21 protein-coding genes are annotated in these 21,310 nt (G+C 67.4%); 3 read left to right on the top strand and 18 right to left on the bottom strand.

Annotated elements, in window-relative coordinates; genetic code table 11:
- Position 1: 1 nt before the first annotated feature.
- Together A4W93_RS23630 and A4W93_RS23625 are read left to right on the top strand one after the other, a co-directional pair.
- The gene (locus A4W93_RS23630) at positions 2-1,108 is read left to right on the top strand and encodes a glycoside hydrolase family 99-like domain-containing protein (RefSeq protein ID WP_085752945.1); all 1,107 of its coding nucleotides are present in this window, start codon (positions 2-4) and stop codon (positions 1,106-1,108) included.
- Between the two features lie 47 nt (positions 1,109-1,155).
- Positions 1,156-1,725: a class I SAM-dependent methyltransferase gene (locus A4W93_RS23625; protein ID WP_157782225.1), complete on the top strand. Its 570-nt coding sequence runs from the start codon at positions 1,156-1,158 to the stop codon at positions 1,723-1,725.
- A gap of 30 nt (positions 1,726-1,755) precedes the next feature.
- Here A4W93_RS23625 and A4W93_RS23620 read toward each other — a convergent pair whose 3' ends face one another.
- From A4W93_RS23620 to rfbB, 15 genes are all read right to left on the bottom strand, one after another.
- Complete coding sequence (locus A4W93_RS23620) at positions 1,756-2,865, bottom strand: glycosyltransferase family 4 protein (RefSeq protein ID WP_085752943.1); 1,110 nt, start codon at positions 2,863-2,865, stop codon at positions 1,756-1,758.
- On the bottom strand, positions 2,862-3,659 hold the full coding sequence (locus A4W93_RS23615) for a class I SAM-dependent methyltransferase (RefSeq protein ID WP_085752942.1): 798 nt from the start codon (positions 3,657-3,659) through the stop codon (positions 2,862-2,864). The genes A4W93_RS23620 and A4W93_RS23615 overlap by 4 nt, the downstream gene beginning before the upstream one ends.
- 1 nt (position 3,660) lies before the next feature.
- Entirely contained in the window at positions 3,661-4,608 is a 948-nt protein-coding gene (locus tag A4W93_RS23610) for a hypothetical protein (RefSeq protein ID WP_085752941.1), read from the bottom strand.
- Positions 4,605-5,543: a UDP-glucuronic acid decarboxylase family protein gene (locus tag A4W93_RS23605; RefSeq protein WP_085752940.1), complete on the bottom strand. Its 939-nt coding sequence runs from the start codon at positions 5,541-5,543 to the stop codon at positions 4,605-4,607. Before A4W93_RS23605 ends, A4W93_RS23610 begins: the two co-directional genes overlap by 4 nt.
- A gap of 13 nt (positions 5,544-5,556) precedes the next feature.
- Positions 5,557-6,318: an FkbM family methyltransferase gene (locus A4W93_RS23600; protein WP_085752939.1), complete on the bottom strand. Its 762-nt coding sequence runs from the start codon at positions 6,316-6,318 to the stop codon at positions 5,557-5,559.
- A gap of 25 nt (positions 6,319-6,343) precedes the next feature.
- A complete protein-coding gene (locus A4W93_RS23595) occupies positions 6,344-7,693 on the bottom strand; it encodes a flippase (protein WP_157131760.1) in 1,350 nt (449 codons plus the stop codon).
- Positions 7,693-8,697, bottom strand: coding sequence for a GDP-mannose 4,6-dehydratase (locus tag A4W93_RS23590; protein WP_174694893.1), 1,005 nt, complete (start codon positions 8,695-8,697; stop codon positions 7,693-7,695). Before A4W93_RS23590 ends, A4W93_RS23595 begins: the two co-directional genes overlap by 1 nt.
- Complete coding sequence (locus A4W93_RS23585; RefSeq protein WP_085752937.1) at positions 8,694-10,019, bottom strand: UDP-glucose dehydrogenase family protein; 1,326 nt, start codon at positions 10,017-10,019, stop codon at positions 8,694-8,696. Before A4W93_RS23585 ends, A4W93_RS23590 begins: the two co-directional genes overlap by 4 nt.
- A gap of 6 nt (positions 10,020-10,025) precedes the next feature.
- Positions 10,026-11,147: a GDP-mannose 4,6-dehydratase gene (gene gmd, locus A4W93_RS23580; protein ID WP_085752936.1), complete on the bottom strand. Its 1,122-nt coding sequence runs from the start codon at positions 11,145-11,147 to the stop codon at positions 10,026-10,028.
- A gap of 31 nt (positions 11,148-11,178) precedes the next feature.
- Positions 11,179-12,105 (bottom strand): GDP-L-fucose synthase family protein, encoded by a 927-nt coding sequence (locus tag A4W93_RS23575; RefSeq protein WP_085752935.1) that lies wholly within the window; start codon positions 12,103-12,105, stop codon positions 11,179-11,181.
- A 9-nt stretch (positions 12,106-12,114) separates the two neighbouring features.
- On the bottom strand, positions 12,115-13,557 hold the full coding sequence (locus A4W93_RS23570; protein ID WP_237357611.1) for a mannose-1-phosphate guanylyltransferase/mannose-6-phosphate isomerase: 1,443 nt from the start codon (positions 13,555-13,557) through the stop codon (positions 12,115-12,117).
- Positions 13,558-13,728: 171 nt separating this feature from the next.
- Positions 13,729-14,280, bottom strand: a complete 552-nt coding sequence (rfbC, locus tag A4W93_RS23565) for a dTDP-4-dehydrorhamnose 3,5-epimerase (RefSeq protein WP_085752934.1) — start codon at positions 14,278-14,280, stop codon at positions 13,729-13,731.
- Positions 14,280-15,164, bottom strand: coding sequence for a glucose-1-phosphate thymidylyltransferase RfbA (gene rfbA, locus A4W93_RS23560; RefSeq protein WP_085752933.1), 885 nt, complete (start codon positions 15,162-15,164; stop codon positions 14,280-14,282). Before rfbA ends, rfbC begins: the two co-directional genes overlap by 1 nt.
- Positions 15,165-15,177: 13 nt before the next feature.
- Complete coding sequence (gene rfbD, locus A4W93_RS23555) at positions 15,178-16,071, bottom strand: dTDP-4-dehydrorhamnose reductase (RefSeq protein WP_085752932.1); 894 nt, start codon at positions 16,069-16,071, stop codon at positions 15,178-15,180.
- Entirely contained in the window at positions 16,068-17,123 is a 1,056-nt protein-coding gene (rfbB, locus tag A4W93_RS23550; RefSeq protein ID WP_085752931.1) for a dTDP-glucose 4,6-dehydratase, read from the bottom strand. The genes rfbD and rfbB overlap by 4 nt, the downstream gene beginning before the upstream one ends.
- Before the next feature lie 87 nt (positions 17,124-17,210).
- On the opposite strand from rfbB, the gene A4W93_RS23545 reads away from it, so the two are divergent.
- The gene (locus A4W93_RS23545) at positions 17,211-18,677 is read left to right on the top strand and encodes a DEAD/DEAH box helicase (RefSeq protein WP_085752930.1); all 1,467 of its coding nucleotides are present in this window, start codon (positions 17,211-17,213) and stop codon (positions 18,675-18,677) included.
- Positions 18,678-18,716: 39 nt separating this feature from the next.
- On the opposite strand, the gene A4W93_RS23540 is transcribed toward A4W93_RS23545, so the two are convergent.
- The 3 genes from A4W93_RS23540 to A4W93_RS23530 form a co-directional block, all read right to left on the bottom strand.
- Complete coding sequence (locus A4W93_RS23540; protein WP_157782224.1) at positions 18,717-19,553, bottom strand: aldo/keto reductase; 837 nt, start codon at positions 19,551-19,553, stop codon at positions 18,717-18,719.
- Positions 19,554-19,627: 74 nt separating this feature from the next.
- Positions 19,628-20,398 carry a hypothetical protein gene (locus tag A4W93_RS23535; protein WP_085752928.1) on the bottom strand — a complete coding sequence of 257 codons (771 nt, stop codon included), beginning with the start codon at positions 20,396-20,398 and terminating at the stop codon, positions 19,628-19,630.
- A gap of 102 nt (positions 20,399-20,500) precedes the next feature.
- Positions 20,501-21,301, bottom strand: a complete 801-nt coding sequence (locus tag A4W93_RS23530) for an SAM-dependent methyltransferase (RefSeq protein WP_085752927.1) — start codon at positions 21,299-21,301, stop codon at positions 20,501-20,503.
- Between the last annotated feature and the right edge of the window lie 9 nt (positions 21,302-21,310).

Genomic DNA, 21,310 nt, shown 5'->3' with positions numbered 1-21,310 from the left:
TATGAAACCTTTCTCGATCTATTTCCCCCAGTTCTACCCCACTCCCACGAACGACCGAGCATGGGGCAGTGGGTTCACTGACTGGTCGCTCGTGGCCACGGCCAACCTGCATGACCGCTGGGCGCGGCGCGCGCCCAGCCGCGGTTTCTACGACGGCAGCGACCCTGCAGTGCAGCTTTCCCAGATGGCGGAGATGAAGGCGTCCGGGCTTGGTGGAGTCGCTCTCTACCACTACTGGTTCTACAGCCACCAGGAACTGCCCGCAGTCGAGTCGACGCTGCTCTCGTCGCCGTCGCCTTTGCCGTGGTTCCTGATCTGGGCCACCGAAAGCTGGTCGCGGCGGTGGCTCGGCGATCCCTCGCCCATCGTGGACCTGACGCATGAGCCCGCGGTGGCCGAGGTGGATGCACATTGCCGCCACCTCGTGCGGTGTTTCGAGCGTCCGGACTACTTCCAGTGGAACGGCAAGCCCTTGTTCGTCTGGTACAACCTCGGGCATTTCCACCGCCCCGCCGAGGTGGTCGACATGTACCGCTCAGGTTTCCGCAAGCTGGGCGTCGACGTGTCGTTCGGCCACTTCGTGAAGAACCCCTTCGAGGTGCCGCACTCCCGGCTCGTGGACCTCACCTACGTGTTCGAGCCTCGGCTGTACTTCGGAAGCCAGCGCGCGGCACGCGGTTCTGGCGCCAAACGCATGTTCGACCACCTGCGATCGGTGCTCGGCAACCGGGCCTCCACGCAGCTGCTGATCCTGCTCGACAAGTGGCAACAGAAGGGCAAGGTTTACCACGCCACGGATTTCGTGAAGTACATGGGCTCGCCCGAGCGCAAGGCCTTCCTCGATTCGATCGACGGCCCGCTGCAGGAAGTCTTGTCCCCGGGCTGGAACAACACGCCGCGTTACGGGGAGCGCTTCACGGCGCTCGAAGCGCTCGACCCCGCCGACTTCGGGCGCCTGATCCGGCAGGCGCAGGGCATGCGCGACGACATTCCGCCGCTGATCAACGCCTGGAACGAATGGTCGGAAGGGGCCGCGATCGAGCCGTGCGCCTATTTCGGAACCCGTTACGTGGATGCGCTGGTGTCGCTCTCGGGCCCCTCCGCCTGACCTGCGCCGCTCGTCCCCTTGAACGAAACGCATCGACGAAGGCCCGTATGACCGACCACGATCAATACTTCCGGTACCTGCTCAAGCGCAGCAAGCTCGGACACCTGTACCGCACTTACTGGCTCTATCCGCGCCTCGTGCGCCGCTTGCGCGGCAAGACGCTCGACATCGGCTGCGGAATTGGTGACATGCTCGCGTTCCGTCCGCAGACGACCGGTGTCGACGTCAACGAGCACACGCTCCGCTTCTGCCGGGAGCGGGGCCTCGAGGCCCACCTGATGGTGCCGGACGTGCTGCCGTTCGCTGACATGTCGTTCGACTCCGTGTTGCTCGACAACGTGCTCGAGCACATCGAGGTGCCCGCACCGTTGCTCGCCGAAGTGCGGCGCGTGCTCGTGCCCGGCGGACGTTTCCTCGTCGGCGTGCCCGGCCAGCGGGGCTGGCAGAGCGATCCGGACCACAAGGTCATGTACGACGAGGGTTCGCTGCGCACCACGGTCGAACGGGCGGGCTTCCGTTCCGTCGAGGTGCTCCACACTCCGATCGGCAAGTCGAGCCTGCTCGACCGCAAGCTGCGCCAGTACTGCCTGTACGGCCTCTTCGAGGTGAGTCGCTGAGTCGCCTGTGCGGCATGTGCGTTCGGGTGCTCAGGTGCCCAGCACCTTTCGGTAGGCCGCCACGGTGTCGGCGGCGCAGCGATCCCACGAGAACTGCCTGACACGTTCGTTGCCAGCGTCGATCATGGACTGCCGGCGAACGTCGTTCAGGCACAGGCTTTCCAGGGCAGCCCGGATGGACTCGACGTCCATGGGATCGAAGAGTGCTGCAGCCTGCCCGACCACTTCCGGCACCGAACTCACGTCCGAGCACGCAACGGGGCAGCCCGAACTCATGGCCTCCAGGGGCGGAATGCCGAATCCTTCGTACTGGGAGGGGTAGACGAACGCCCGCGCGTGGCGATAGGCCCGCGCGAGGTCCGCGTCGGAGCCACCGATGCGCACGACCTGCGATGGCGCGAGCCCCAGTTCCTCGATGAGTGATCGTTCCGAGGCGCTGAGCGGCGGCCCGCCGAACGTGACGAAGTCGAACTCTCCGCGCAGGCGCGCCGAACTGGCGTATGCCTTGAGCGCCATGTCGAAGTTCTTGTACCCGACGCGGTGTCCCACATACAGCAGGTAGGGTCGCGCATGCGGGGCGGTTTCCTGCGCGGTCCTCGGCGTGGCGAAGATGTTCGAGTAGCCGAGGTGCGTGACCGACATCTTCTCGCGCGGGATGTCGAACAGGCGCACCAGGTCATTGGCCGTCGACTCGGAGATGCACAGGATGTGGTCCGCACGCTCGAGGCTCGCTCGCTTGTCGCGGCTCGTGGTGTCGCCGGCCGGGAACCGGTCCGCGAACAGCTCATGGATCATGTCGAACACCGTCACCACTACGGGAACACCCGAGGGGCTGCCCATGGGGGTGTAGTAGGTGCGGTGGATGAGGGACGGCGAGGCGGCCCGCGTCAACAGGGGCCCCAGCAGGCGGTTCGCGCCACGGTAGAGCCGTCCCGTTCTCGGGATCCGCATGGGGAGGTACGCGGCCACCTGGGGCACGCCGCACTCCGGCAGGTACTCGTTGAAGTGCACCGGGGCCACTACTTTGACCCGGAAGCCGTCCGTGCGATGGACCCGCAGGGCCAGCTCACAGAAGTACCGCGAGATGCCGCCATACTGCTGGAGACTGAACGTCTGATAGTCGTAGACAACTGGATTCATGGTGGGGGGAGGGGAGCGCCCGAGCGCCGCAGCGCTTCGAAGTCGCTTTGCACGCGGGACCGCAACGCGCCCGCCGTGACGAGCGGCGCCAGTCGGTTGAGGCGCTGCATGGGCAACCAGCGGCGCGGTATGGGCTCGTGCGAGAAGACGTGCAGGGAACGGCCGTCGCTCGCGTGGTGGCAGCCGAGTTTCTTGGCCATCCCGGCGAGGGTGCGCTCGCGAAAGAAGCCGATGTGCTGGCCGTGTTCCTGGCCGAGGTACCACCAGTCCGGGGCGGGCGGCGCCGTCTGGCGGATCAGGTCGGTGGACAGGAGCACCACCGGCGCCTGCGCGAGCAGTGACTCGAGTTCGGCGAGCGGGTATTCCAGGTGCTCGAAGACCTCGAAGGCCGTCAGCAGGTCGCAACGGGTGCCATCAGCCTCGAAGCCTCGGGCAAGGAGATTGGCGCAATACTTGTCGCGCCATCGGGCGTCGACGCCGACGTCCCGGAGCAGCCTCACGAGGATGCCGTAACCCCCCGCGTGGTCCACGACCACGCCCGACAACTTCCCGAACGCCGAGAGCGTCATCAGCACACGGCGCACGTTCAGCTGGTTGCGCCAGAGGATGCCGGTGTCCACGTCGTTGATCGCCGAGGCGTAGGCCTTCTCGAGCCAGTAAGGCTTTTCGGTCTGGAAGTAGCCGCAGGCGGCGCAGTCGAAATAGCGGACGTCGTCGTCGAGTACCCGTTGGCTGTAGGTGAAGAGGCTCCGGCCGCCGCACACGCGGCAGGTGTCGTGGTCTCTGCCAGTCATGTCAGCTCGCCACCAGCGACCACACCCGGCGCAGCCGGCCCGTCACAGCGCGCCGCAGGCGCTTCAGGCTGACGTTGCGTTCGTCGATGTCGAACACGTGGTCGCTCGTCCACTGGTCGGCCCGCACGTCTGCGGCGACCTTGTCCGGGTGGCGCAGTGGCAGCGAGAGACTCGAGACCGGGAGGTTGGCCAGTTTGCTCTCGGGGCTGACCGTGTGCGTTGCGCCCTGGCCGAATCCGATGTTCGAGATCAGGTTGACTTCGGGCATGCAGCTCACGCCGTCGTGTTTCAGGCACGCGTAGTTCCACTGGTAGTCCCACGTGTCGATGCGGCCGGTCGACACGCGATCGAAGAGTTCCCGCCAATGGGCCTGCGCCCGCGGTGCGTTCGGGAAACGTCGCTCCAGCAGACCGGCCTTGTCCTGCGCGGACCAGTCTCGCATCTCCACGTCGTAGAGATTCCAGGCCCGACGCCAGCTGGCCCAGCCCCAGACGTGGATGTACTTGGAGAAGTAGTAGCTGCTGTCGGGCTTCCAGTCGCTCGAGATGAAGTTGTCGCCGCTGATGCACATGACGCGGGGGTCGTCGCGGTACCGCTCGAGCAACTCGTCGCAGTACGTGAAGAACGACGGGTCGGGAACGCAGTCGTCCTCAATGACGATGCCTTCCGGTTCCTGCTCGAAGAACCAGCTGATGCCGGAGCTCACGGCTCGCTTGCAGCCGAGGTTCTCGGGACGCAGGAGGGTCTTGACTTCACAGGGCCAGTCGACAGCCGTTGCGATGCGCCGCACTTCGTCGCATCGCGCGGCTTCGTCGGGCCGGCCGGCACGCGGGCCATCGGAGGCGACGTACAGACGCGGCGGCCGCGCGGCACGGATCGCCTCGAAGACACGCGCCGTGGTGTCCGGCCGGTTGAACACCAGGAAGAGAATGGGGCTGCGGATGCTCATGCGGCGAGCACCTTGCGGAAGTACGCGATGGTTTCCTTGAGTCCGTCGTCCAGCGCGACCTTCGGCTCCCAGTCGATTCGCTGCTTGGCCAGGCCGATGTCCGGCCGGCGCTGCCGCGGATCGTCCGATGGCAGCGGCTTGAACACGAGCTTCGAACTTCCACCCGTCAGCTGGAGCACCTTCTCGGCCAGTTCGAGCATCGTGAACTCACCTGGGTTGCCGATGTTCATCGGGCCGGTGAAGTCGGCGGGCGTGTCCATCATGCGGAGCATGGCCTCGACCAGGTCGTCGACGTAGCAGAAGCTGCGCGTCTGCTGTCCGGTGCCGTAGATCGTGATGTCCTCGCCCCGCAGGGCCTGCACGATGAAGTTGCTGACGACGCGGCCGTCCTCCGGGTTCATGCGCGGGCCGTAGGTGTTGAAGATGCGCACGACCTTCACCGGGACCTGGTGCTGGCGGTGGTAGTCGAAGAAGAGGGTCTCGGCGGCGCGCTTGCCTTCGTCGTAGCAACTGCGGATGCCGATCGGGTTCACCTTGCCCCAGTAGCCTTCTGGCTGGGGATGGACGTCCGGATCACCGTACACCTCGCTGGTGGAGGCCTGCAGCACCCGTGCACCTGTGCGCTTGGCGAGGCCCAGCATGTTCAGCGCACCGAACACGCTGGTTTTCATGGTTTGCACCGGGTCGTGCTGGTAGTGCACGGGCGATGCAGGGCAGGCCAGGTTGAAAATGCGGTCGATCTCCACGTGCAGCGGGAACGTGACGTCGTGGCGCATCAGCTCGAAGCGCGGATGGTCGAGCAGGTGGCTGACGTTCTGTTTGGCGCCGGTGAAGAAGTTGTCGACGCAGAGGACGTCGTCTCCGCGGTCGATCAGCCGGTCGCAGAGATGGGAGCCCAGGAAGCCGGCGCCGCCGGTGATCAAGTGTCGTGTCATCAGGGAGCTCCTTTCAACGCCGGAAGGCGATGATGTTCTGGAAGACGAATTGTTCGTTGAGCCAATGGTTGCCGGCTTTCAAGGGCAGCAGGCCGTGCGGCAGCAGGCGGAACAGCAGGTGCGTGTCGTTCAGGCTCACGAAGAAGTCGTTCAGGAACGTGCCGCCGATCACGTTCATCTCGTTGAATTCGAACTGGATCACATCCAGGCGGCGTTCCGCGAGCATGCGTTTCGCGCCCTGCAACACCTTGAGTTCGAACCCTTCGACATCGATCTTGAGCAGGTCGATGTGGTCGATGCCGTGTTCGGTACAGTAGTCGTCGAGCGTGCCCACAGCCACGGAGGTGTAGGTCACCGCGCCGTGGTGGATGCCGTCGATCACGCCCTTGAGCAGGCTGGCGTGCTGCGAGCCCGCATGCTCGGCGTAGTCACCGAGCTCCAGGGTGCCCGGCGCGTCGCCGAGCGCCATGTTGTTCACCTTCACGCCCGGCTGTTCCGCGGCGATGCGGTTGGCCAAGCGCGACTGCGGCTCGAAGGCGTGTACACGTGCGGTCGGCTCGAGGGCCATGACATCCGCAGTCCACTGGCCCTCGTTGGCGCCCACGTCGAATACCACGGGGGACTTCTTGTCCGCCAGGCAAGTTCGGATCACATGGGACTCTCCCGAGATGCGAGGCGAGATGTAGTTGAACAGCCCGAGCGCGCGGCCGGACAGATAGAACAGTCCCTTGTGCAGGCTGGCGAGGGCGGGCCAGCCGAGGAGCAAGGCGTACATGTCTCCGACTTGTCTCACCACGTTGTCACACCTTTCTGAAGAAGATTGCGTCGCATTGCATCCGGAAGCTTCGCGGGTCGAGGAAGAGGTTGATGAGGACGGCCGCCACGAACTGGGCCGCGATGGCCGCGTAGGCCGCACCCACCGTGCCCAAGCGGGGGAGGAGCAGCATGTTCATCGCGATGGTGGTCAATCCAGCGAGCAGGGTACCGTAGAGGCGTACCGCGAAGCGGCGCTCGTTGACGAGCCACAACCCGTGGGCCACGCCGAGAAAGCAGAACACGTTCGAGATCGCGTGCACGTTCAGCGTGTGGGTCGCTTCGGCGAATGCCGGGCCGAACAGGTGGATCACCAGGATCCCCGAGACGAGCCAGGTGAACGCCGCGCAGCCCACACCCATGTAGAAGAAGGCGCGGAACACGAGTACGAGCGAACGCTGGTAGTCGCGCTCGTCTGCAATCTTTCGCCGGGCGATGAAGGGTGCGAGGCTCGTGGCAAGGGTGAGTGGAATGACTTGCCAGAATTGCGACAGCGGCAGCGCTGCTGCATAGATCCCCAGCGAGTGATCGCCGAGGATCTCCTTGATCATGATCTGGTCGATGCGGGCGTACACCATGATCGACACCCCACTCAGCATGAACGGCCACGCTTCCCCGGCGAGTCGCGTGGCGCGGGGCAGTACGAACCGCCAGCGCTGCGGGGTGCGCATCCGGCGGTACGCCATGAACAGACCAGCCGTGCAGGCGAGGGCATCGAACGCGGTGACGGCCGCGAAAGCTTCGAGGGGGGCGTCGCAGAGGATCAGCCCCACCTTGATGCCGTTTGACAGCAGGTACGCGCTCAGCTTTGCGAATACGGTGAGGCGGCTTCGGCTCTGGCTCTGGAACCAGAGGTCGACCGTGTCGGATGCCTGAAACACCAGCACGCTGCCGACGATGGCCGCCATCAGGATCGTGCGTGGGGCGTCCGCGTTGAGTGCCGCGACACAGCCGACGGCGACTGCCCAGCACAAGACGCCGAAACCGGCGCGGAGTCCCAGCGCCGTGCCGAGGATCTCCGGGGCGGAGTCAGGGTGCTGTGCAATGTCACGGACGATGATGGCGTCCGCGCCCAGGTTGGCGATGGCCTGGAACAGTGCGATGAACGCTAGCACGTAGGCGAGCAGGCCGAACTGCGTGGGTCCCAGGTGCCGTGCCACCCACGCGCCGACCAGGAGACCCAGTAGCGAGCGGGTCAGCTTGTCGAAGAGCAGCCAGCCCGAGTTGGCGGTGACGGCGCGCCGCCCGGCCGATCCCGTGGTCGCGTGCCGCAGCTTGTCGATCAGGGCGAACAGCTGCCGCAAGGGCTCCGGCGTGGGTTTGGACGGAACAGCCATCAGCCACCCGAGGACGTGGCTGCCTGCGCGGCCCGGCACATCTCGGCGACCACTTGTTCGACACTGACTCTGGCCTTCCAGCCGAGTTGCCGTTCCGCCAGGGAAGGATCGGCGGCGCCGAAGCGGATGTCCGACGGGCGCAGCAGCGACGGATCATGTCGGACGTGCTGCCGCCAGTCCAGGCCGAAGTGGGCGAACGACGTGGCGACGAAATGCTCGAGCGAGACGGAGCGTCCCGTGGCGATGACGAAGTCGGCGGCCCGGTCCTGCTGCAGCATGCGCCACATGGCATCCACGTACTCCGGTGCCCAGCCCCAGTCGCGGTGGATGTCGAGGTTGCCGAGGGTCAGCGCCTCGTTGCCACCTGCCGCGATGCGGCAGGCGGCGCGCACGATCTTCTGCGTGACGAACCGGTCGGGACGGAGTGGCGATTCATGGTTGAACAGGATGCCGGTGGAGGCGTGCATGCCATAGGCATCCCGGTAGTTCGCGACGAGGTTGTGCGCGCAGGCCTTGGCGACCGCATAGGGACTGCGAGGGCGGAACGGGGTCTCCTCGGAGGCGGCCGCGTCCGCCGTGTCGCCGAAACATTCGCTGGACCCTGCGTTGTAGAAGCGGATCGGCTTGTCGACGAAGCGGATGGCTTCGAGGAGGTTCAGCGTGCCGAGCGCGATGCTCTCGATGGTCTCGACGGGTTGTTCGAACGACAGGCCGACGGAACTCTGGCCAGCCAGGTTGTAGACCTCGTCGGGGGCGGTGCGTGTGATCGTCTGCAGCACGCTGCGGAAATCGTTCGATGCCATCGACACGAGTTGCACTCGCGACCGGGCGCCCACGGCTGACAGACCGGCGCCCCGCATGCCGGTGACGTCGCGCGACGTGCCGAAAACCTCGTAGCCCTTGTCCAACAGCAGACGGGTCAGGTAGGCACCATCCTGCCCGCCCACGCCGCAGATGAGCGCGCGGCGCGGCGTGGTGGCCGAGGGGCTCCGGGTGGCGCTCACGCTCGGCCGATCCCCGTGTATTCGAAGCCCGCCTGGCGAGCGGCTTCGGGCGAGAAGATGTTGCGGCCGTCGAAGATGATGGGCTTGCGGAGGAGCGACTTGATGTGGTCGAAGTCCGGGCTGCGGAATTCCTTCCACTCCGTCACGACCACGAGGGCGTCGGCGCCCTTGAGCGCATCCATGGCGTGCGACTGGTACTCCACCGACCCCGCGACGTCGGCGAGCACGCGGCGTGCCTCGTCCGTGGCGACCGGGTCGTAGGCTCGGACGGTGGCACCCCGTTTGACGAGTGCGCGCACCACCACCTGGCTCGGCGCCTCGCGCATGTCGTCGGTGCCAGGTTTGAAGGCGAGGCCCCACAGGGCGAACACCCGGCCGCCGAGGTCATGGCCGAAGCGGGCCTCGATGCGGGCGATCAGCAGTTCCTTCTGGCGCTCGTTGGCAGCCTCGACGGCATCGAGCACGCCCATCGAGATGCCCGCATCCCCTGCGGCACGCGACAGCGCGGCCACGTCCTTCGGGAAGCAGGAGCCGCCGTAGCCGCAGCCGGCATAGAGGAAATGGCTGCCGATGCGGGGGTCGCTGCCGACGCCGCGGCGGACGGCGTCGATGTCGGCACCGAGCACTTCGGCCAGCAGCGCCATCTCGTTCATGAAGCTGATGCGGGTGGCGAGCATCGCGTTGGCCGCGTACTTGGTGAGTTCGGCCGACGCGATGTCCATCACGAGCACCTTCGGCGTGTTGCGCTCGAAGGGCGCGTAGAGCTCGCGCATGATGCGGGTGGCCTGCTCGTCGTCCGAGCCTACGACGATGCGATCGGGCCGCATGAAGTCCTCGATGGCCGCGCCTTCCTTCAGGAACTCGGGGTTCGAGACCACGCTGAAGCGGATGTCGGCGCCCCGGGCCGCGAGTTCTTCGGCGACGGCGGCTCGGACCTTCTGCGCGGTGCCGACGGGCACGGTGCTCTTGTTGACGATCACGCAGTAGCGGTTCATGTGACGGCCGACCTCGCGGGCGGCGGCCAGCACGTACTTCATGTCGGCGGAACCGTCCTCGTCAGGCGGGGTGCCCACCGCGATGAAGTGGATGTCGGCATGCAGCGCTGCTTCACGCGCGTCCGTCGTGAAGTGGAGGCGGCCCGCCTGCGCGTTGTGCTGGACGAGCGTGTCGAGCCCGGGCTCGTGGATGGGGATGCCGCCCTCGCGGAGGATCGCGATCTTGCGCGCGTCGATGTCGAGGCAGACGACGTCGTTGCCCATGTCCGCGAGGCAGGCGCCGGTGACCAGCCCGACGTAGCCCGTTCCAATGACTGAGACCTTCATCTGCTGCTATTCGTTGTAGTCGTAGGCCTGGAAGCCGGCTTCCTTGACCAGGTGGTCGCGGCGTGCGGAGTCGTAGTCGCTTTCGACCATCTCGCGGACCAGTTCCTGCAGCGTGATCTTCGGCGTCCAGCCGAGCTTCTGCTTGGCCTTTGTGGGGTCGCCGAGCAGGGTCTCGACTTCCGTGGGGCGGTAGTAGCGCGGGTCGACGCGCACGATGACGTCGCCGACCTTGCAGCGGGCCTTGTTGCCTTCGACCTGCACGACGGTACCGACTTCGCGTTCACCTTCGCCGCTGAACGCGAGCGTGATGCCAAGTTCGCGCGCGGAGAACTCGACGAACTGGCGCACGCTGTATTGCACGCCGGTGGCGATGACGAAGTCTTCCGGCTTGTCCTGCTGCAGCATCAGCCACTGCATCTCGACGTAGTCCTTCGCATGGCCCCAGTCGCGCAGGGCGCTCATGTTGCCGAGGTGCAGGCAGTCCTGGAGGCCGAGCGCGATGCGGGCGATGGCGCGCGTGATCTTGCGCGTGACGAAGGTTTCGCCGCGCAGCGGGCTCTCGTGGTTGAACAGCACGCCGTTGCAGGCGTACATGCCGTAGGCCTCGCGGTAGTTGACCGTGATCCAGTAGGCATAGAGCTTGGCGACCGCGTACGGGCTGCGCGGGTAGAAGGGCGTGGTTTCCTTCTGGGGGATTTCCTGCACGAGGCCGTACAGCTCGGACGTGCTGGCCTGGTAGAAGCGGGTCTTCTTTTCCAGGCCGAGGATGCGGATGGCCTCGAGGATGCGCAGGGTGCCGATGCCGTCTGCGTTGGCCGTGTATTCGGGGGTCTCGAAGCTGACCGCCACGTGGCTCATCGCGGCGAGGTTGTAGATTTCGTCGGGCTGCACCTGCTGGATGATGCGGATCAGGTTGGTCGAGTCGGTCAGGTCACCGTAGTGCAACTTGAAGCGCTGATGATCGACGTGCGGATCCTGGTACAGGTGGTCGATGCGGTCCGTGTTGAACAGCGACGCGCGGCGCTTGATGCCGTGCACTTCGTAGCCCTTGTCGAGCAGCAGTTCCGACAGGTAGGCGCCGTCCTGACCGGTCACCCCGGTGATCAACGCGACTTTGTTTTGGCTCATGTGAATTCTCGGATCGGGATTCGGGAGGGGGCTAGCGGCGGAAGGGAGCGGCCTCGTAGGCCTTCCTGATGCCCTCGATCAGGGGCGTCTTGGCGCGCCAGCCCAGGCTGGCCAGGCGGCCGACGTCGAGGAGCTTGCGGGGTGTGCCATCGGGCTTGGTCTGGTCGTAGACCACGCGCCCTTCGAAGCCGACCACGCGCATGACGGTTTCAGCCAGTTCGCGAATGGTGACATCCTCGCCCGTGCCGATGTTGACGAGGGCGCCATTGTAGCTTTGCTCCGAGAGGAAGACGCAAGCGTCTGCCAGGTCGTCCACGTACAGGAACTCGCGTCTCGGCGTGCCCGTGCCCCACACGACGTACTCGGTGTCGCCGCGCAGGCGCGCCTCGTGCGCCTTGCGGATCAGGGCCGGCAGCACGTGGCTGTTGGCCAGGTCGTAGTTGTCGTTCGGGCCGTAGAGGTTCGTGGGCATCACGCTCACGTACTCGCGCCCGTATTGCTGGTTGTAGCTCTCGCACATCTTGATGCCGGCGATCTTGGCGATGGCGTAGGGCTCGTTCGTGGGCTCGAGCGGACCGGTGAGGAGGTAGTCCTCGCGGATGGGCTGGCGGCAGTCGCGCGGATAGATGCAGCTCGAGCCGAGGAACATGAGACGCTGCACGCCCGCGAGGTGGGCGCCGTGGATCAGGTTCGCCTGCATCTGCAGGTTCTGGTACAGGAAGTCCGCGCGGTACAGGTTGTTGGCCTGGATGCCACCCACCTTGGCCGCGGCCAGGAAGAGGTAGTCGGGCTTCTCGGCCGCGAGGAAGGCGTGGACCGCGGCCTGGTCGAGCAGGTCGAGTTCGGCGTGCGTGCGCGTCAGGACGTTGGTGTAGCCCCCGGCCTCGAGCCGGCGCACGATGGCGCTGCCGACCATGCCGCGGTGGCCGGTGACGAAGATCTTCGATTGCTTTTGCATCTTGCGGGCCTACTTGCGGCCGTAGGTGTCTTCGAAACGGACGATGTCGTCCTCGCCCAGGTAGGAGCCCGACTGGACCTCGATGATCTCGAGCGGCAGCTTGCCCGGGTTCGCGAGGCGATGGGTTTCGCCGAGGGGGATGTAGGTGCTCTGGTTCTCGGTCAGCACGAGCGTCTTGTCGCCGCAGGTGACTTCGGCGGTGCCGGACACCACGATCCAGTGCTCGGCGCGGTGGTGGTGCATCTGCAGGCTCAGCGAGGCGCCCGGCTTCACCATGATGCGTTTGACCTGGAAGCGCGCGCCGGCATCGATGCTGTCGTACCAGCCCCAGGGGCGGTGGACCTTGCGGTGGGCCGTGTGTTCCACGCGGCCGCCGGAGTCGAGCGCGCCGACGATCTTCTTGACGTCCTGGCTGCGGTCGCGGTGGCTGACCATCACGGCGTCGGGGGTCTCGACGACCACGACGTCGTTCAGGCCGACGACGCTGACGAGCCGGCCGGAGGCGTGCACGAGGCAGTTGGCGGCGTCCTGCAGCAGCACGTCGCCGCGGGTGGCGTTGCCGCCGGCGTCCTTGTCGGCCACCTGCCAGACGCTGTCCCACGCGCCGAGGTCGTTCCAGCCGGCGGCGAGGGGCACCATGCCGATGCCGAACTCCGTGCCGGGGCAGCGTTCGAGCACCGCGTAGTCGACCGACTCGGCCGGCACGGCGGCGAACTCGGCCTTGCCGGGACGGATGAAGTTCGCGTCGGTCTTTCGCGCCGCCCAGGCTGCGCGGCAGGCGGTGGCGATGTCGGGGCGGAAGCGTTCCAGCGCGGCCATCCACACCGAGGCCCGCATCACGAAAAGGCCGGAGTTCCAGTGGTAGCCGCCTTCGGCGAGGTACCGCTCGGCGGTGGCGAGGTCGGGTTTCTCGACGAACTGCTGCACCACGGCGTGGGCGTCGCCGACCGTGTGGCTGCGGACGTAGCCGTAGCCCGTTTCCGGGCGGGTGGGCGGCACGCCCATCAGCGCGATGAGGCCGCCGTCCGCGAGTTCGACGGCCTTGCCGAGCGCGGCCGTGAAGGCGTCGGGGGCGGTGGCGGTCTGGTCGGCCGGGGTGACGACGAGGATGGGGTCGGCGCCGCCCTCGAGCGCGGCCAGCGCGGCCAGCGAGACGGCCGGCGCGGTGTTGCGGGCGACCGGTTCGAGGATCAGGGCCTGCGGCGCGAGCTGGAGTTCACGCAACTGGTCGGTGGCGAGGAAGCGATGGTCCTCGTGCACGACGACGAGCGGGGCGCGGGTGTCGAACCCCGCGGGCCGGACTTTCGCCACACGTTGCACCGCGTCCTGGAAGAGGCTGCTGTCGCCTTGAAGGACGAGGAACTGCTTCGGGAAACCCGCGCGGGACAGGGGCCAGAGGCGCGTGCCGCTGCCGCCGGCCATGATCACGGGTTGGATGGACTGGGACGTCATGTGCTTGGGTGAACCGCTTGCGGGCTTCAGTGACGGAGAGCTGTGCAGGACTGACCACTGCAGGGAAATTGGACGCCGCGGCGATTGCCTGCCTGCCCCCGGGCGCAGATCCCCGGCGGCAAGCTTTCAAGTGTAGCCGAGCGGACCCTTCGGGATTTCCCCGACAGGTGGTCAGTCGAAGGTGCGTGCGCCGGCCAGCGGCGGGGCGTCGCGGTCCTTGCCGGACAGCTGCAGGTCCGCGGTGGAGGCGGGCCAGGCGACACCCACGGCGGGGTCATCGAAACGGACCGCGCCCTCGGCCTGCGGCGCATAGTAGTCGGTCGTCTTGTAGAGGAAGTCGGCCGTGTCGCTGAGCACGAGGAACCCGTGCGCGAAGCCCGGCGGAATCCACAGCATGCGCTTGTTCTCGGCGCTCAGCTCGTACCCCACCCACTTGCCGAAGTTCGGGCTGCTGCGGCGCAGGTCGACGGCGACGTCGAACACCGCGCCGGTGACGGCCCGCACGAGCTTGCCCTGCGCGTGGGGCGGCAGCTGGTAGTGCAGGCCCCGCAGCACGCCCTTCGTCGAGCGGGAGTGGTTGTCCTGCACGAAGTCGACGTGCCGGCCCACGGCGGCGTCGAAGGTCTTCTGGCTGAAGCTTTCCAGGAAGAAGCCGCGCTCGTCGCCGAACACCTTCGGCTCGATCAGCAGCACCTCGGGAAGGGCGGTGGGGGTGATCAACATCAGAAGACCTGTTCCTTGAGGAGCTTGAGCAGGTACTGTCCGTACCCGTTCTTGATCATCGGCTGGGCGAGCTGCTCGAGCTGCGTGGCGGTGATCCAGCCGGAGCGGTAGGCGATCTCCTCGGGGCAGGCCACCTTCAGGCCCTGCCGCTTCTCGAGCGTCGCGATGAACTGGCCGGCTTCCATCAGGCTGTCGTGGGTGCCGGTGTCGAGCCAGGCGTAGCCTCGGCCCATGATCTCGACGTTGAGCTGCTGCTGCGCGAGGTAGCGGGCGTTGACGTCGGTGATCTCGAGTTCGCCGCGCGGCGAGGGCTTGATGCTGGCGGCGATGTCGCAGACCTGTTCGTCGTAGAAGTAGAGGCCGGTGACGGCGTAGTTGCTTTTCGGGGCTTTCGGCTTTTCCTCGATGCTCAGGGCCCGGCGGTCGCGGTCGAACTCGACGACGCCATAGCGCTCGGGGTCGTGCACGTGGTAGGCGAACACCGACGCACCCTTCTCGCGGCCGGTGGCCGACTCCAGCTGCCGCTGCAGGTCGTGGCCGTAGAAGATGTTGTCGCCGAGCACGAGGGCGCTCGGGTGGCCGCCGATGAAGTCCTTGCCGAGGATGAAGGCCTGCGCGAGGCCGTCCGGGCTCGGCTGCACGCAGTAGCTCAGGTTGATGCCCCACTTGGTGCCGTCGCCCAGCAGCGCCTCGAAGCGCGGGGTGTCCTGCGGGGTGCTGATCAGCAGGATGTCGCGGATGCCCGCCAGCATCAGCGTGCTGAGCGGGTAGTACACCATGGGCTTGTCGTACACCGGCAGCAGCTGCTTGCTGATGGCGAGGGTGGCCGGGTGCAGGCGGGTGCCCGACCCGCCGGCGAGGATGATGCCTTTGCGATTGCTCATGGTGCTCTTCGGTTCAGGGGGCCAGGACTTCGGCCAGGAGGCGGTCGACGCCCGACTGCCAGGAGGGCAGGGTCAGGCCGAACGTGTTGCGCAGCCGCGTGGTGTCGAGGCGCGAGTTCGCGGGCCGGCGGGCCGGCGTGGGGAACGCGCTCGTGGGCACGGGCTCGATGGCGTCGGCCGGCACGCGGATCTCCTGGCCGGCCGCGCGGGCGTGTTCGATCACGTGCCGCGCGTAGCCGTGCCAGCTGGTCTCGCCGGCGGCCACCAGGTGGTACGTGCCGGACACCTCGGGGCGCGACACGGCGGTGCGCAGCGCGTGGGCCGTGACGTCGGCGATCAGGTCGGCCCCGGTGGGCGCGCCGAACTGGTCGGCGACCACGGTCAGGCGGTCGCGTTCGCGTGCCAGGCGCAGCATCGTCTTCGCGAAGTTGCCGCCGCGCGCCGCGTACACCCAGCTCGTCCGGAAGACGAGGTGGCGGCAGCCGCTCAGGCGGATGGCGGCCTCGCCGTCGGCCTTGGTCTGGCCGTACACGCTCAGCGGGGCCACGGGCGCCGACTCGGTCCACGGCGCGGTGCCGCTGCCGTCGAAGACGTAGTCGGTGCTGTAGTGCACGAGCCAGGCGCCCAGCGCCGCCGCCTCGCGAGCGAGCACGGCCGGGGCGGTGGTGTTGACGGCGCGGGCGAGCGCGGCCTCGCTTTCGGCCTTGTCGACCGCGGTGTGGGCCGCGGCGTTGACGATGGCGTCGGGTCGCACGTCGCGCACGAGGGCGGCGAGCGATTCGGGGTCGGACAGGTCGGCGGCCGGCGTGGTGCGGCGGTCGAGCGCGATCACGTCGCCGAGCGGGGCCAGCGCGCGCTGCAGTTCCCAGCCGACCTGGCCGTTCTTGCCGAGCAGGAGGATCTTCATGCGCCGTACTGCTTCGACACCCAGTCGCGGTACGAGCCGCTCTGGACGTTGGCGACCCAGGCCGCGTTCTCGAGGTACCACTGCACCGTCTTGCGGATGCCGGTCTCGAAGGTTTCGGCGGGTTTCCAGCCGAGCTCGCGTTCCAGCTTGCGGGCGTCGATGGCGTAGCGGCGGTCGTGTCCCGGGCGGTCGGTGACGAAGGTGATCAGGCGCTTGTAGCTGCCGGCCGGGTCGGGCTTCAGCTCGTCGAGCAGCGCGCAGACGGTGTGCACGATCTCGAGGTTGGGCTTCTCGTTCCAGCCGCCCACGTTGTAGGTCTCGCCGGGCGTGCCGCGCGCGAGCACCTCGCGGATGGCCGAGCAGTGGTCCTTCACGTAGAGCCAGTCGCGCACCTGCTGGCCGTCGCCGTACACGGGCAGCGGCTTGCCGGCCAGCGCGTTGACGATCATCAGCGGGATCAGCTTCTCGGGGAAGTGGTACGGACCGTAGTTGTTGCTGCAGTTCGTGGTGACGACCGGCATGCCGTAGGTGTGGAACCACGCGCGCACGAGGTGGTCGCTGGCGGCCTTGCTGGCCGAGTACGGGCTGTTGGGCTCGTACGGATGGGTTTCGGTGAACGCGGGGGCCGTGGGCGACAGCGAGCCATAGACCTCGTCGGTGCTCACGTGATGGAAGCGGAACGCGGCTTTCGCGTCGGCGTCGAGCGACAGCCAGTGGGCGCGCGCGGCCTCCAGCAGGGTGAACGTGCCGTTGACGTTGGTGCGGATGAAGTCGCCCGGGCCGTGGATGCTGCGGTCCACGTGGCTTTCCGCGGCGAAGTGCACGATGGCGCGGGGGCGGTGTTCGGCGAGCAGGCGGTCGAGCAGCGCGCGGTCGGTGATGTCGCCCTTCACGAAGACATGGCGCGGGTTGCCCTGCAGCGAGGTCAGGCTTTCGAGGTTGCCGGCGTAGGTGAGCGCGTCGAGGTTGACGACGGGTTCGTCGGTGGAGGCCACCCAGTCGAGGACGAAGTTCGCGCCGATGAAGCCGGCGCCGCCTGTAACGAGAATCATGGCTGGGAACGGAGTGCGAATCCTCTGATTCTAGGGGCCGGGATGTGACGGTCATGCGGGTTTCGCCGGAGGGAGGATAATCCGGGGATGACCGATACAACCCAGGATCCCTCCCGCACTGACGCGGCCGCCCCGCCGCCCGCGGTGGAATTCTCCTCCCTGCCCCTGGCGCCCATGCTCCAGAAGGCCATCGCCGACTCCGGGTACACGATGGCCACGCCCATCCAGGCGAAGGCCATCCCGCTGGTGCTCGAAGGCCGCGACGTGATGGGCGCCGCCCAGACCGGCACGGGCAAGACGGCGGCGTTTTCGCTGCCGCTGCTGCAGAAGATGCTCAAGCACGAGACGAGCAGCGTCTCCCCGGCCCGCCACCCGGTGCGCGCGCTGGTGCTCGCGCCCACGCGGGAGCTGGCCGACCAGGTCGCCAACAACATCAAGGCGTACGCCAAGCACAGCAAGCTGCGGGTCGCCGTGGTCTTCGGCGGCGTCGACATGAAACCCCAGACGCTCGAGCTGAAGCAGGGCGTCGAGGTGCTGATCGCCACGCCGGGCCGGCTGCTCGACCACATCGAGGCCAAGAACTGCGTGCTGAACCAGGTGGAGTACGTGGTGCTCGACGAGGCCGACCGCATGCTCGACATCGGCTTCCTGCCCGACCTGCAGCGCATCCTGAGCTACCTGCCGAAGGCGCGCCAGACGCTGCTGTTCTCCGCCACGTTCTCCGGTGAGATCAAGAAGCTCGCCGAAAGCTACCTGCAGAACCCGGTGCTGGTCGAGGTGGCCCGCCCGAACGCCACGGCCTCCACCGTCGAGCAGCGCTTCTACAGCGTCTCCACCGACGACAAGCGCCAGGCCGTCGTCAAGGTGCTGGCCGACCGCGGCATCAAGCAGGCCATCGTCTTCGTCAACTCGAAGCTCGGTTGCGCTCGTCTCGCCCGCTCGCTGGAGCGCGACGGCCTCAAGACCAACGCACTGCACGGTGACAAGTCGCAGGATGAGCGCCTCAAGGCACTCGCCTCGTTCAAGGCCGGCGAGACCGACGTGCTGGTCTGCACCGACGTGGCCGCCCGCGGCCTCGACATCGCCGACCTGCCGTGCGTGATCAACTTCGACGTGCCGTTCAACGCGGAAGACTACGTGCACCGCATCGGCCGCACGGGCCGTGCCGGCGCCTCGGGCGTGGCCATCACGCTCGTGACGAAGGACGACAGCCGCCTCGTGGGCGACATCGAGAAGCTGATCAAGAAGAAGCTCGAGCTCGAGCCGCTGGAGCTCGACACGAGCCGCCCGCGCTTCGAGCCGCGCGAAGGCCGACCGGACCGCAGCGAACGCGGCTCGCGCCGCGGCTGGGACGACGGCCCGGCACCCGCCCGCGCCTACTCGCCGCCGAAGGCCCCGCCGCGCGACCCGTTCTTCGACAAGCCCTACGAGCCGTCCAGCGCCGCCGAACCGGCCTGGGAGCAGAAGGCCGCGGTGCCCGCCGGGCGCGTGTCGCCGAACATCAAGCCCAAGCGCAAGGTGGCGGCGCTGTTCAGCGCCAAGAAGGCCGACTGACCGGCCCACAGAGGCTGCGGCGCCAGGCGCCACCACGTGTCAGGCCGGGAAGAACAGCCGCCGGTGGCGCTCTTCCATCGGCGCGCGCGCGGCCTCGATGTTGCTGCGCATGTGATCCAGCTTGGTGGTGCCGAACGTGGCGCTATGGATCAGTGGGTGTCCCGCGACGAATCGCATCGCGGCCCGGGCGCCAGTGTCGCCCGTCTGCTCGATGACCCGCTTCAGGCGGCGGCCCCTGGCGATGAACAGGGGGTCACCCTTCAGTGCTCTCAGCAGATACCACAGCCCGGCCCGGTCGCGTGGCAGGAAGGTTCGAGGGTCGTAGATCGCCCGCGCCAGCGCGGTGCCCGACACCACGATCTTCCCCCGTGCGCGGAACTGCGGCAGCAGCCGCTCGGCCCGCAAGTCCGCGACGTTGTACTGGATCATCAGGGCGTCGATCGGGCTGTCGACGCAGGCGTCGAGCACGTCCATCTCGAACGAGTTCACGCCGGACCACACGATGCGCCCCCGGGACTTCTCCGCTTCGAGGAAGCGGAACACCTCGTCCCGAAGGTCCTTCAGCGACGGGCCGTGCAGGTACAGGATGTCGACTTGCTCCCGGCCCAGCCGGGCGAGGCTGTCCGTGAAGCTTCGCTCCATGTCGCGCACCTCGAACGAGCGGGTGCGCCGCCCGCTCCCGTCGAAATTCGTGCCCACCTTCGTGGAGACGATGACGTCGGGCAGCGACTGCCGGTGGAGGAATGTGCCGAGGCGGCGTTCGCCCTCGCCGTTGGCATAGCTCGGACCGGTGTCGAGGTAGTTCAGTCCGTCGCCCACGGCGGCTTCCAGCAGCGCCATGGCGAGGGGTTCGGGGAATTCGGGTTTCGCCCACATGGACGAGCACCCGAACGATGCGGCGCTGATGAGTCTGCCGTCTGGAAGGGGGCGGTGGAACGGTTGTGGCGAGATCATGCCGGCATCTTGGTGACGTTGCGCGCTTCCCGGACGCGGCGGGTCCAGCGGATGGCGCGTGTCACCAGCGACCCCTGGTGCGGGTCCCCGTGGTGGAACAGCAGCGTGGCACGAAGGCTGTTCGACTTGCAGCCGAGGTTGGCGTGCAGGGTGCGGTATCCCCAGAACAGATACATGTTCCCGGGCTTGAGGCGGTAGATGTTGCGGTCGTCCGGGCGCCTGACCACACGGCGAGACCACCACCAGCGCGACAGGGGGTTCTGGATCAGGCTCTTTTCGATGGCGTTGATCACCGACGAGCCCCGAACCGGCCGCCGGTTGGGCCAGGCAATCAGGTCGCCGGCATCCTCGGGTTTGCCTTCCGGGATCTGGAGCGGTATCAGCACAGTCACGACGGAGGCATCGTAGTGGAACATGAACGACTTCTGCTTGCCGTTCGGCCCTGCGATGACTCGCAGCACGTTGTAGATGTCGCCCTCGGCCTCGTGGCCGCGACAGCCCCGGGAAGTGAGCCCGGTGAGCAGGGCTCGGAAGTTGGCGTCGGCTGCCAGTTCCTCGTAGGCCGAGCCTCGTTCCTTCCAGGGTTGGATGATCGAAAAGTAGCGGAACCCCTGCTTCTCGATGAGGCGATCGAGCTGGTCGCGCCAACGCTGGAGACTTTCGGGCGGTACGGCGCCCTCGACGCACACGATGCCCTCACTGTCGAGGCGCCGAGCGAGCTGGTCGAGGTTCTGGTCGTTCGCGATGAAGTTGATGGGTGACGTCATGGAGCATCCTTGTCGGACCTCGCGGGATGCAAGGACCTGCCACGGAAAAGATGTGATGCGGTGCAGCCTGGCGCTGACTTGCGAATTGTAAGACGGTGGTGATCAGCGTTTCGGCCCGCCGCCGGGTGTGACCTGCGGTGCGGCGGAGGCCAGCAACGAGAACACCGCCGGCACGTCGTTCGGCACCGGCCGGGGCATGGCCCGCCATTGCGATACAGGGGCAGACCAGGTCCATCCGGACGCCAGCGTCAGCCCGCTGCTGACCGACAGCCAGGTGTCCCCCTTCAGCCCGTTCACCAGCGCGGCCAGCAGCGCCTCGTTGCGGTACGGCGTCTCGATCATCAGCTGGGTCTGCCCGGCCCGCTTCGACAGGGCCTCCAGGTCGCGGATGCGTGCCGCGCGTTCGCCCGCGTCCACCGGCAGGTAGCCCACGAACGCGAAGCTCTGCCCGTTGAGGCCGCTCGCGCCCAGGGCCAGCAGCAGCGAGCTGGGGCCCGACAGTGGCAGCACCGCGATGCCCAGCGCATGGGCCGCCTGCACGAGCGCGGCCCCGGGGTCGGCGATGGCCGGCAGGCCCGCCTCGGAGATGAGTCCCACGTCGTGCCCGTCGAGGGCGGGTTGCAGCAGCGGCTTCAGGTCGGTGCCGGCTGCGGGCGCGCGGCCCCCCTTCTGCGGGCGGGGCAGTTCGACGATCGACAGCGACTGAAGCGGCTGCCCGAGCGGCACGATGGCGTCGACCCGCTTCAGGAAGGCCCGCGTGGTCTTGGCGTTTTCGGCGACCCAGTGGGTGAGCCGCGCGGCCGTGCGCAGTGCGCCGAGGGGCAGCACGTCCTGCACGTCGCCGTCGGTGGAGACGCCGAAGTCGAGGGTGTTGGGGACGAGGATCAGGCGGCCGGTGGGCATGTGGGAAAC

Origin of the sequence: Piscinibacter gummiphilus, from assembly GCF_002116905.1 — a bacterium.
Taxonomy (GTDB): Bacteria; Pseudomonadota; Gammaproteobacteria; order Burkholderiales; family Burkholderiaceae_C; genus Rhizobacter; species Rhizobacter gummiphilus.
The sequence above is the reverse complement of the archived record's forward strand: the minus strand, read 5'-3'. Positions and strand labels throughout refer to the sequence as shown.